The following is an 11737-nucleotide window of genomic DNA, read 5'->3' on the forward strand; positions in this document are numbered from 1 at the left end:
TTGCCATGCAACTGCTGACCCTACCGCCCTCGCCCGCCCTTGCCACCTCCATCCGCGCCACCGCCCAGGTGTTTGAAGACCCCAGGTCCAAAGCCTTGCTCAAGCATGTACAACAAGTCGCGCCCAGCGAAGCCAGCGTGCTGATCATCGGCGAAACCGGCACCGGCAAAGAGCTGGTGGCTCGGCATATCCACAACCTCAGCGGCCGCAAGGAACAGCCATTCGTGGCGGTGAATTGCGGAGCGTTCTCCGAGTCATTGGTGGAAGCCGAGCTGTTCGGCCACGAGAAAGGCGCGTTCACCGGCGCCCTCAGCGCCAAGGCCGGCTGGTTTGAAGAAGCCAACGGCGGCACGCTGTTCCTCGATGAAATCGGCGACCTGCCGATGTCGATCCAGGTCAAGCTGCTGCGGGTATTACAGGAACGTGAAGTGGTGCGCCTGGGGTCGCGCAAAAGCATACCGATCAACGTGCGGGTGCTGGCGGCGACCAATGTGCAGCTGGAGAAAGCCATCAACGCCGGGCATTTTCGCGAGGACCTGTTCTACCGCCTGAACGTGGTCAACCTGGAACTCAGCCCGCTGCGGGACCGCCCCGGCGATATTCTGCCGCTGGTGCAGTATTTCATCGACACCTACACCCGCCGCCTGGGGTATGGCGAGGTCATCCTGAGCAAGGACGCCGAGCAACGGCTGGCCACCTACAGCTGGCCAGGGAATATCCGCGAACTGGAAAACGTTATCCACCACACCTTGCTGATCTGCCGTGACGGCGTAATCCAGGCCGATGACCTGCGCATGTCCAACCTGCGTATCGAACGCCAGGAAGACAGCACCACGGCCCACGACCTGCTCGACCTGGCCTTCCAGCGCCTGTTCGAGGAACAGATCGACAACCTCCACGAACAGGTGGAACGCAGCCTGCTGACCGCCGCCTACCGGCTGTGCCACCACAACCAGGTGCACACCGCCGAATTGCTGGGGCTGAGCCGCAACGTGACCCGCACCTTGCTGATCAACCTGGGGGAACTGAAGGTCAACAAGCGCCGCCCGCTGGCCGGCGCCAAGGACGAGCGGGTGCTGCACCTGTCGATCTGAACTGCACTGCGCGGCGTACCCGGTACGCCGCCTGATCACAGCGCGACGTCATCCAGCGCATCGCTGAACTGGCGACTCCACAACCGCGCATATTGCCCGCCCTGACGCAGCAGTTGCTCGTGGCTGCCGTCCTCGATCACCCGGCCATTGTCGAACACCAGGATTCGGTCCAGATGGGCCACGGTGGACAGCCGATGCGCCACCACCAACACGGTCTTGTCTTCCATGATTTCGTCGAGCTTGTCCTGGATAAAGCGCTCGGTGATCGAGTCCAGGCTGGAAGTGGCTTCGTCCATCACCAGGATCGGCGCGTTCTTCAGCAACACCCGGGCGATTGCAATGCGCTGGCGCTGGCCGCCGGACAACTTGACCCCACGCTCGCCCACCAGCGATTCGTAGCCGTGCTCCATGCTGTCGATAAACTCACTGGCGCCGGCACGATGGATCGCCTCGGCGACTTCGTCCATCGAGGCGTCCAGACGGCCGTAATGGATGTTTTCGCGAATGCTGCGGTGGAACAGTCCAGGCTCCTGGGGAATCAAACCGATCTGCTGGTGCAGCGAATGCTGGGTGACGTCGCGCACGTCCTTGCCGTCCACCAGCACCTGGCCTTGCTGGACGTCGTAGAGGCGCAGCAGCAAGCTCAACAGTGTCGATTTACCGGAACCGGAAGCGCCTACCAGACCAACTTTCTGGCCAGCGGGGATGACGATATTCAGGTGTTCGAAAATCGGCCGTCCGGCGCTGTAGCTGAAGCCCACGTCGCGAAACTCGATATCGCCGCGCTTGACCTGCAAGGCCTTGGCACCAGGTTGGTCGATGACTTCATGGGGGCGAATCAAGGTGCGCACGCCGTTGGCAATGTTGCCGGTGGCTTCGAAAAATTCGAGGAAGCGTCGCGACAGGTTGCCCACGTCACTGATGATCAACAACGACAGGCTGGTGGACATCACAAACGCCGCAATATCGATGCGGTGACTGCGCCACAAGTACAGGGCGAGCAGCAACAGGCCCAGCTTGAGCACCACGCCACAGCTGGTCTGGAACCAGCGGATGCGCTCCATATAGCCGAGGGAGCGATAAGCCGCCGTCACCTCCTTGTCGAGGAAGGTGCCCAGGTAACTGTGCTCGAAGGCATGCCGCGCAAACAGGCGGATATTGGCCAGGTTGGACACGGCGTCCACCACTTTGCCGGTACTGGTGCTGCGCGCTGCCGAATACTGCTGGGCCAGCGGATGACTGCGCCGTGCGAGCAGGTAACAGATGGCGATGAACACCACCGACCAGCCGGCCATGAACAGCGCCAGCAGCGGCGAAGCGGTCCATAGCAAGGCCGTGGCCAGGCTCAGCGTCACCAGCAGCGGGATCAGGTCGAACAGCAGGATGCTCAGGGTCTGGTTCACCCCAAGGGTCACCTCAGACACCCGGTGCGCCAGGGCACCAGCGAATTCGTTGCTGATAAAGCGATGGGAATGCTGTTGCAGGTAGGCGAACACCACATGGGTCACCGTACGCCGCTGCAACGGCAACACGTGGATATGGCAGCCCGCCGCCGCGCGGGTAAATAACACCTCGCACACAAGCAGTATGGCGAACAGCGTCAACGGCCAGCGCAGCACCTCGAACGCACGCTCCGCCTCCAGCCCATTGCTGACGGTGCGGGTGATTTGCCCAAGGCCCCAGGGAATCAGGATCGAACACACCACGGCAGCAATCTGCAGCAGCAGGATCGCCAGGTACCACCCTTTGAAATGACCGATGAAATGCCGCACAAACGCCGCCGGCGTCGACGGCAAGTGCTGGACATTCCAGGTGCGAAACAATGAAAAAGACGAGCTCATGGCCAATGACATTCCTGAATGACGCCTGTGGCCGCGCAGCTTTCAGGCAAAAATGGTGAGTGTGATCGTTCCCACGCTCTGCGTGGGAACGATCTCAATAGGCAGCAACTGTGCCCCATGAAACAGACAAACATTCCCCTGTGGCGAGGGAGCTTGCTCCCGCTGGGGCGCGAAGCGGCCCTAAAAGATGGGCCTGCTGCGCAGGCCAGCGGGAGCAAGCTCCCTCGCCACAGGTTCAGCGTCACTTTTGGGATTGGTAGCGGATTTCCTCCAGCTCACAACCGCCCCGGGTAAGGGTGCGGCTTGATTCGGGCTGCGCTATCCATCCTGCGTTTCGGTAAAAGCGTAGTGCCCGGTGGTTTCCCGCGAGCACCCACAACGTCGCCGTCTCCAGGCCCAGACTCGCGAGATGTTCCAGCCCCCTGAGCCACAGCGCCCGGCCCACTCCGGTTCCCCAGTGCTCGGCCAGCACATACAGCGCCTGCACTTCACCGATTACGCCTGGGTCAGCATCCTCATCGCGGCTCGGGCTGACGACAATCCAGCCCACCACACGCCCCTCGACCAGTGCGACAAACACAGCTTCGTTTCCCTGCTCAATCGACTGCCGCCAAAAGGCTTCGCGCCTGGGCTGGGTCGCCGCCAGCGAAGCCAGGTAATCCGCCGGCATCAGCTCACGATAAGCCTGCTGCCAACTGCGAATATGCACCCAGGCCATGTCACCCGCGTCCTCGATACGTGCTGCCCGAATCATCCAATACCCTCTGCGCGTTTTGCATAAATCGCCGAGCCCGCCTGCGGCGACAGCCTGCGATAAACCAGCCCCGATAATCCACACAGCAATCCGGCACCCACCATGATCCAGGCGATATCACTCTGCTCGACCTTGGCATGCCCGCGCACGGCCATGATCAAGCCGAGCAGGCCCGCCGCGATGCCCACCGATAAACTTAACGTCAACTGAATGGTCATCGCCGACAGGCTGCTGGCGCGGCTGGATTGCTCCGGTGGCACGTCGGCATAGGTCAGTGCCCCCAGGGTGCTGAATTGCAGTGAGCGAATGATCCCGCTGCCAAATAACACCAGTATTACAATCCAGTAAGGCGTTGATACCTCGAACAGGCTGCACGCCAGGAGGGTCGCACCTGTGAGCACGGCATTGCTGATCAAGGTGCGGCGGAAACCGAAGCGGCTGACAATTCGCACCGCCAGCATCTTCATCAGGAACGCGCCCACACCGCCGGCCACACTCAGCAGCCCGGCCTGCAACGGGTTAAGCCCGAAACACAGCTGAAACAGCAGCACCAGCAAAAACGGCTGTGACGCGCTGCCGATGCGCATCAGGTTGCCGCCCCAGAAGCTCACCGCGAAGGTCGGTATGTTCAACAATGAAAAATCGATCAACGGGTGCGCCGTCCGCCGTGCATGCCGGACATACAGCCAGGCACTCAACAGCCCGCCGCCAATCAGCAGCAACGCCCACTGGCGCGGCAACAGGCCGTGGCCCAGTACCTCGAAGCCGAACACCAGCCCGCCCAATGCCACACCGCTGAGCAACAGGCCGGGAACGTCCAATGGCTGGCCGGGCGTCCCGGAATAGTCCGGGATGTAGCGCAGCACCAGCATCACTCCAAGCACGCCGATCGGCAGGTTGATCAGGAAGATCCAGTGCCACGACAACACCGTCACCAGCAGCCCGCCCAACGGCGGCCCGAGCAACGGCCCCACCAGCGCCGCGACCGTCAGGTACGACATGGCCCGCAGCAGGTTTTCCCGTGCCGACCAGCGCAGCAGGATCACCTGCCCCACCGGCACCATCATGGCGCCCGCCGCGCCCTGGGCCAGACGCGCCAGGGACAGCTGCAGCAGCGAGCCCGAGCAGGCACAGGCCACCGACGCGAGGGTGAACAGCACGATGGCGCTGATAAACACCCGACGCGGCCCGAACCGGTCGGCCGCCCAACCGCTGACCGGCACGAACAGCGCCACCGCCAGCAGGTACAGCGACACCACCAGGTTCATGCGCACGCTCGGTTCGCCGAAATCCTGGGCCATCTGCGGCAGCGCCGTGAGCACCGCCGTCGCGTCGATCAGTTCCATGAACAGCGCACAGCCGATGATCATCGGCACCCGGCGCGCGTGCCCGGTGCCCACGTCGCCCAAGGGGTGTGAAAGGTCGAGGGCTTTGTTCAAAACAGCCCCGAGGTCGGAGGCGGCGTGCCCTTGAGTTGCCAGGCGCCCACGGCCGCGGCTTTCCAGTGCCGAGGATTGTGGTTGGCCACGGTGCGTGCGTTGCGCCAGTGCCGGTCCAGGTTATGCGCGCGGCCGGTGGTAGAAGCGCCACCGACGTCGAACACCAGTTCGGCGGCCTTGAGCGCCGATTCCGCCGCGATGTATTGCGCCTGGGCCACATCCACTGCCGCCTGGTCGACGGCCACCGCCTCAAGATCCGCAGCCCAGGCGCGGTCGATGGCGTCCGCCGCGTGCAGCACCACCGCTTCGGCGGTAAAGGCCCGGGCCGAAACGTCGCCCACGCTCAGTTCCACGTACGGGTCGTCCACCGAACGCGTGGCGCTGCTGTGCTTGATCGGCCGTGCATGCTCCTTGGCAAAGCTCACCGCATCGTTCAGCGCATTGCGTGCGATACCCGCCTGCACCGCCGCGAGGAACACTTGCAGGAACGGCGTGACAATCGTGCGCTTGCCCTCCTCGACGGTGCGGGTGCGGATCTCGCTGGCCAACACCTGCACATCATGCAGATGGGTGGTGCCACTGGCGGTCAGGCGCTGGCCCATGGCGTCGAAATCATCCAGCAACTCCAGGCCCTGGCGGTCGCGGGGCAGGATGAACGATACGGGCTGGTCATTCTCGTCCAGGGCCACGGCGCTGACCCAATCGGCATACAACGAACCGGTGCTGTAGTACTTGCTGCCGGAAGCGCGAAAGTGCTCGCCGTCACCCACGATGCGCGCACTGATGGAACCGTTGGCGCCGCCGACTTCCCAACCGGCATTGCCGATCACGGCGCCTTGCAGGTAGCGCGCGAACCAGCGTTCACGCTCCTCCTCCGCCCCTTCGGCGCGGGACGCCAGCAGGCCTTCGACAAACCCGAAACCGGGACGCAGGGCCTGGGCCACGTTGGAGTCGGCCGAAGCGATGCGAATCAGCAAGGCAATCACGTCCTTGACCGAACCACCGGCGCCGCCAAACCGCTTGGGAATCCGCACGGTAAACAACCCGGCCTTGGCAATCTGCGCCACAGCCTCATAGGGCAGTTGGCGGTCACGCTCACGTTGCGCAGCGCCGGCGGCAATCTGCGGCAGGATGCGGTCGGCACGGGCGTTCAGTTCGGCCACCGTCACAACCGGCGGCGTGGGTACAGCAGACAACTTGCTCATGGCACTTCCTTGATTCAGGTCTAGATGGCGATTTTCCACAGGCGCGATTCATCAAACAGCCAGCCGGGGTTTTCCGGCTCCAGGGCCGGCACCACCAGCTGCGTACCGCTGCCGGGCAGGCGCGGCACTGCGCCCAACAGGCGTTGGGTGTATTCGTGTTGGGGGGATTCGAACAACGTCTCGACGCTGGCGCTTTCCACCACCTGGCCGTGGCGCATCACCAGCACCTCGTCGCTGACGTGGCGAATCACCCCCAGGTCGTGGGAAATAAACAGGTAGGCCAGGCCCAGCGAGGCTTGCAGGTCGGCCAGCAAATCCAGGACCTGGGCCTGCACCGACACGTCCAGCGCCGACACCGGCTCGTCACAGATAATCACCTTGGGGTTGCTGGCAATCGCCCGGGCAATCGCCACGCGCTGGCGCTGCCCGCCCGACAGTTGCAACGGTCGGCGTTCGGCCAACTGCGGCGCCAGCCGTACCTGGTCGAGCAACTGTGTCACGCGGGCCGCCTGTTGCTTGGCGTCGATACCGGCAACGTCCAGCGCATCACTGAGGATCTGCCCCACCGTCCAGCGCGGGTCGAACGAACTCAGCGGGTCCTGATAGATCACGCTGATGTCGCGGCGATGCAGGCGCCGGGTCTTCTCCTCGACCCGTTCGGCATCTGCGCCAGCCCATGGCTGATCGAGAAAACGCACCTCGCCGGCATCCGGTTGCAGCAGCCCAAGGGCGATACGCGCCACCGTGGTTTTGCCCGAGCCGGATTCGCCGACGATGCCCAGGGTGCGACCGGCGCGCAGTTCAAAGCTGACGCCGTCCACCACCTGGCGCGACTGTTGATCGGGGCCAACGTAGCGCTTGCCCAGGCCGGAAGCCTTGAGCAGCACTGGCGAATCCGGACCCGGCCTTGGTTGCGCGACAGCGTTGCTGCGCTCCGGCGACAGGCGTGTGCCACGGGCATGCTCGGCGGGCACCGCATCCAGCAGCGAGCGTGTGTAGGCGTGGCGTGGGTTGAGCAGCACCTGATCCATCGGGCCCTGCTCCACCACTTCACCGTGGCGCAGCACCAGCACCTCATCCGCCAATTGCGCGACCACCGCCAGGTCATGGCTGATGATCAGCAGCGAATCGCCACGGGCCTTGATCTGCTGCAACACCTGCAGGATCTGCGCCTGCACCGTGGCATCCAGCGCCGTGGTGGGCTCATCGGCGATCACCAGGCCGGGGCTCAACGCCAGTGCACTGGCTATCAGCGCACGCTGGCGCAGGCCGCCGGAGAGTTGATCAGGACGCTGGCGGGCACGCAGTTGCGGTTCGGGTACGCCCACCAGGTCCAGCAGTTCGATAACGCGTTCGCCACGGCTGCGACGGTCGCCCCAGCGATGGGTCTCCAGCACCTCGAGAATCTCCTTGCCCACCGGCCGCAACGGGTCGAGGGACACCAGTGCGTCCTGCAACACAAAGCCGATGCCATTGCCCCGTAAACGGCGCCAGCCACGCTCCGACAGACTGAGCAAATCCACGCCGTCATAACTCAAGGTGCGCGCCGTGACCTTGGCGCCCGCGCCGGCCAGGCCGATCAGGCTACGGGCAGTGACGCTTTTGCCGGAACCGGACTCCCCCACCAGCGCCAGGGTCTTGCCTGGCTCCAGGGTGAAAGACAGATTGCGCACGACAGACTGCCCGGCAAACTCGATGGACAGGCCTTCAACGATCAAGCGTTTCTGGTCGCTCATGAAAGACGGCCCTCCAGGCGTTGTTGCAGGTAACGGCCAGTGACCGTGGTCGACAGGGTGGTGAGGACGATGAACAGGCCGGGGAAGAACGTCAGCCACCAGGCGTTGGCGATAAAGTCGCGGCCCATGGACAACATGGTCCCCCACTCCGGCGCCGGCGGGCGGGCGCCCAGGCCGAGAAAGCTCAGGGCAGAGGCCCAGACAATCGCCTGGCCCACGCCCATGGTCAGGGTCACGATCAGCGGGCGCATGGCGTTCGGCAGCAACTGGCGCAGGATGATGCGCAGCGGCGGATGCCCGAGGGCCCGAGCGGCTTCGATGTAGCCCGCGTTACGCACCGCCAGCACCTGGCCACGGACCATCCGTGCATAACCCGGCGCACTGCCAAGCCCGGTGGCGACGATCAGCGGGCCGATGCCGCTGCCGAAAATCGCCACGAACAACAGCGCCAGAATCAGGCTCGGAAACGCAAACAGCACTTCCAGCAACCAACCCACGCCGCGGTCCACCCGCGCGCCACCAAGGCCCCCCAGCAGACCCAGAACGATGGCGATGCTCATGGCAATCGCCGTGGCTGCCAGGCCGATAAACAACGACTGGCGAGTGCCATAAATCACCCGCGAAAAAATATCCCGCCCCGACTGATCGGTGCCGAACCAGTGGGCCAGGCTCGGCGAATGAAATGCGTCGCGGGGTACGATGGCCAGCGGGTCGCTGTAGGCGAACAACTGTGGCACCAGCGCCGCGACAATCACCAGCAGCAAAAAGGTAATCGCCAACAGCGGGCCGAGGCGCAGGGTGCGAGTGGTGCGCTGAATCCGCAGCGCGGACAGCGGTGTTTCCAGGGTCAGGCCGCTCATGCTGGAAGCTCCTGTTGGCGAGGGTCGACCCACAGGTACAGCAGGTCGACCAGAATATTGGCGAGCACGTAACCGGCGGCGACCACCAGGCTGATGCCGATGGTCAGCGGCAGGTCCTGTGCCTGCACCGCCTGGTACAGCTGGCGGCCGAGGCCCTTGCGGGAAAAGATCACTTCGATCACCACCGCGCCGCTGATCAGCGCACCGATGGCCCAGCCCGACAGCGAAATCCCCGGCAATACGGCATGGCGCAGCGCGTGCTTGAAGCGCACGTTGAAATCACTCAGGCCACGGGTGCGGGCGGTCAGGATGAAGGGTTGGTCGAGGGTCAGGTCCAGGGATTCGCGGGTGACCTGAGCGATAAACCCGGCCAGCGGAATCGCCAGGGCGAACGACGGCAACACCAGGGTGCGCCAGCCATCGCTGCCCGCCGGCGGGAACAGCCGCAGGCCGAACGCAAACACCGCCAGCAACAGAATCCCCAGCCAGAAATGCGGCAACGCGGCGGCCAGGGTTTCGGCCAACGAGGCCAGGCTGGCCACCCAGCGTCGGCGCCCCGCCGTGAGCACCGTCAGCGCCAGCACCAAGACCCAGGCCAGTGCGAGGGACGTCAGGGTCAGTTCCAGGGTCGGCCAGGATTGCTCGGCGAGGACCCGGGTCACCGGCAGGTGCTGGGAATAGGAAACCCCCAGGTCACCCTGCACCAGCCGCCCGAGGTACAGCGCGTATTGCACCGCCAGAGGCTTGTCGAGACCGTATTCGCGGGTGGCTTCAGCGATGGTCTCAGCGGTGGGGTTGCCACTCGGGCCGCCGAGGATCGCCAGCACCGGATCACCGGGCATCAGGCGCAAGGCAAAGAAGGTCAGCGTGGCCACTGCCCAGAGCACCAGCACGCCGCCGGCAAGGCGCCACAGCGCACGTTTGCCGAGCCGGGCCAGGCGCTCGTGGCGTGGGTTGGCAAGTGATGGACGGCTCATTTGTTCACCCATGCGTCATAGAGATACGTCACCGCCAGCGACGGCTCCAGCCGCACGCCCTGGGTGGTCTTGTAGATACCCAGCCGCGTGCTTTGCGGATAGGTGGTCAGTTGCAGGTACTGGCTGGAAGCGATTTTCTGCGCCTGGTAATACAAGGCCCGGCGCTGCTCGCTGTCCTGGGTGGTGAGGGCCTGCTGGATCAGCGTGTCGAAGGCCGGATCACTGAAGCCTGCGGTGTTCTGGTGGTAGCCCCCGACGCCCGCCGGACGGATGAACTCGCTGCCAAAGATGATCCGCAGCACGTCGGCGGTGTTGGTGTTCCAGTAGCCGAGGCGAATGTCGTAGTCCCAGTCGGCCTGGCGTTTGGTGGCCTGCACGTCACTCATCTGGTCGACGATCAGCTCGAAGCCGACCTGCCGGGTGGTGGCCTGCACCTGTTCCCACAAGGTGTATTCCGACGGTGGCGTGCGGTTGCCCATCACCACATGGACTTGCAGGCGCTTGCCGTCCTTGGTGCGGTAGCCCTCGCTGTCGCGCTGGGTCCAGCCGGACTGGTCGAGTAACTGCGCAGCCCGGGCCGGGTCGTAATCCTGGGCGTGCTGGAACTCCGGGCTGTAGAAGCGCGTGGCCGGGCTCAATGGCCCACCGGCGCGGGGGAATTCGTTGAAGTACACGCTCTTCAACGCACCCTCGATGTCGGAACTGCGCACGAAGGCTTCGCGCACCCGCAGGTCATCGAACGGCGCACGGGTGATGTTCAGCGTGCCGTTGGTGGGGTTGCCGGGGCGCTGGGCGATCACCAGGGTCAGGTCCGGATTGCGTCGCGCGGCCTCGTGGGATTCGGGGGGCAAGGCTTCGATCACATCGACCTCGCCAGCCTGCAACGAGGCGAAGCGCACGGAAGGTTCCTGGATGAACTTCCAGACGATCCGGTCGAGCCAGGCCGGGCCTTGGTGTTTGGCGGTGGGTGGGGCCCAGTTGTAGTCGGGGTTGCGCACCAGTTCGACCTGGCTTTGGCGGTCCCAGCGCACGACCTTGAACGGGCCGCTGCCGACCGGGCTTTCGCAGTTCTCGTCGCGGGAGCGCAGCAGTGCGGTGGGGGACTCGATGCCGAGGAAGCCTTGGGCCAATACTTCCAGGAACGCGGCGTAAGGCGTGGCCAGGTGCACCACTGCGGTGTATTCGTCGGGCACGTCGGTGCTGCGGTATTGGCGGATGTAGCCGCCTGCGGTGCTGGATTGGGTCTTGGGGTTGGCCATGTGGTCGAGGTTGGCCTTGACCGCTGCGGCGTTGAACGGGGTGCCGTCGGTGAAGTGCACGTCGTTGCGCAGGTGGAAGGTGTAGGTCAGGCCGTCGGGGGAGACTTCCCAGGTCTTGGCGAGCCAGGGGCCGATGCGGCCGTCGGTGTCCATTGAGACCAGGGAGTCGAGGTATTGCTGGGCGACGAACACCTGGGGCATGTCGCCGGCCACGTGGGGGTCGAGGCAGGTGGGTTCGCGGTCGGTGGCGTAGACCAGGGTGCCGCCCTTTACGGGTTGGTCACTGCGGGTGACGGTGGAGCTGCCTTGGCCGCAGCCGAGCAGCAGGCTGCAGAGTGTGGCGGTGCCGATGAGGAGCAACGGGCTGGATCGTCGCGGGTAAGGGGCGGGTTCTTGCATGATGGGTCAGGCCTAAAGTCCGGGAACTGGGTCATTGCACAAGGCATGCCGGTTTTTTGGGCCTGTAAACAGGGGGTGTTGGGGGTTGCGGGGATTGGTGAAAACGACAATGTGTGTGGGAGGTGTTGGTCAGGCAACAGCTGGCCTTGGGGGGAGTACATATCCGTTGCTGC

General features: G+C 64.4%; 9 protein-coding genes. 1 reads left to right on the plus strand and 8 read right to left on the minus strand.

The window, feature by feature from the left end; translation table 11 throughout:
• The first annotated feature begins 5 nt into the window (after window positions 1-5).
• The gene (locus LIY45_RS28990; RefSeq protein ID WP_063031608.1) at window positions 6-1094 is read left to right on the plus strand and encodes a sigma-54 dependent transcriptional regulator; all 1089 of its coding nucleotides are present in this window, start codon (window positions 6-8) and stop codon (window positions 1092-1094) included.
• Between the two features lie 35 nt (window positions 1095-1129).
• Here LIY45_RS28990 and LIY45_RS28995 read toward each other — a convergent pair whose 3' ends face one another.
• The 8 genes from LIY45_RS28995 to LIY45_RS29030 all read right to left on the minus strand — a co-directional run bounded on the left by LIY45_RS28995 (window position 1130) and on the right by LIY45_RS29030 (window position 11564).
• Entirely contained in the window at window positions 1130-2935 is a 1806-nt protein-coding gene (locus tag LIY45_RS28995) for an ABC transporter ATP-binding protein (protein WP_226478440.1), read from the minus strand.
• A gap of 241 nt (window positions 2936-3176) precedes the next feature.
• Window positions 3177-3689, minus strand: coding sequence for a GNAT family N-acetyltransferase (locus LIY45_RS29000; RefSeq protein ID WP_226478441.1), 513 nt, complete (start codon window positions 3687-3689; stop codon window positions 3177-3179).
• Complete coding sequence (locus LIY45_RS29005; RefSeq protein ID WP_226478442.1) at window positions 3686-5128, minus strand: MFS transporter; 1443 nt, start codon at window positions 5126-5128, stop codon at window positions 3686-3688. The genes LIY45_RS29000 and LIY45_RS29005 overlap by 4 nt, the downstream gene beginning before the upstream one ends.
• Complete coding sequence (locus tag LIY45_RS29010) at window positions 5125-6333, minus strand: acyl-CoA dehydrogenase family protein (RefSeq protein ID WP_226478443.1); 1209 nt, start codon at window positions 6331-6333, stop codon at window positions 5125-5127. Before LIY45_RS29010 ends, LIY45_RS29005 begins: the two co-directional genes overlap by 4 nt.
• A 20-nt stretch (window positions 6334-6353) precedes the next feature.
• Window positions 6354-8069 carry an ABC transporter ATP-binding protein gene (locus LIY45_RS29015; protein ID WP_226478444.1) on the minus strand — a complete coding sequence of 572 codons (1716 nt, stop codon included), beginning with the start codon at window positions 8067-8069 and terminating at the stop codon, window positions 6354-6356.
• A complete protein-coding gene (locus LIY45_RS29020) occupies window positions 8066-8929 on the minus strand; it encodes an ABC transporter permease (protein ID WP_226478445.1) in 864 nt (287 codons plus the stop codon). The genes LIY45_RS29015 and LIY45_RS29020 overlap by 4 nt, the downstream gene beginning before the upstream one ends.
• Complete coding sequence (locus LIY45_RS29025) at window positions 8926-9906, minus strand: ABC transporter permease (RefSeq protein ID WP_026078166.1); 981 nt, start codon at window positions 9904-9906, stop codon at window positions 8926-8928. Before LIY45_RS29025 ends, LIY45_RS29020 begins: the two co-directional genes overlap by 4 nt.
• The gene (locus tag LIY45_RS29030; protein ID WP_226478446.1) at window positions 9903-11564 is read right to left on the minus strand and encodes an ABC transporter substrate-binding protein; all 1662 of its coding nucleotides are present in this window, start codon (window positions 11562-11564) and stop codon (window positions 9903-9905) included. The genes LIY45_RS29025 and LIY45_RS29030 overlap by 4 nt, the downstream gene beginning before the upstream one ends.
• Window positions 11565-11737 lie beyond the last annotated feature (173 nt).

This window comes from Pseudomonas sp. MWU16-30323 (assembly GCF_020515595.1).
Lineage (GTDB): Bacteria > Pseudomonadota > Gammaproteobacteria > Pseudomonadales > Pseudomonadaceae > Aquipseudomonas > Aquipseudomonas yamanorum.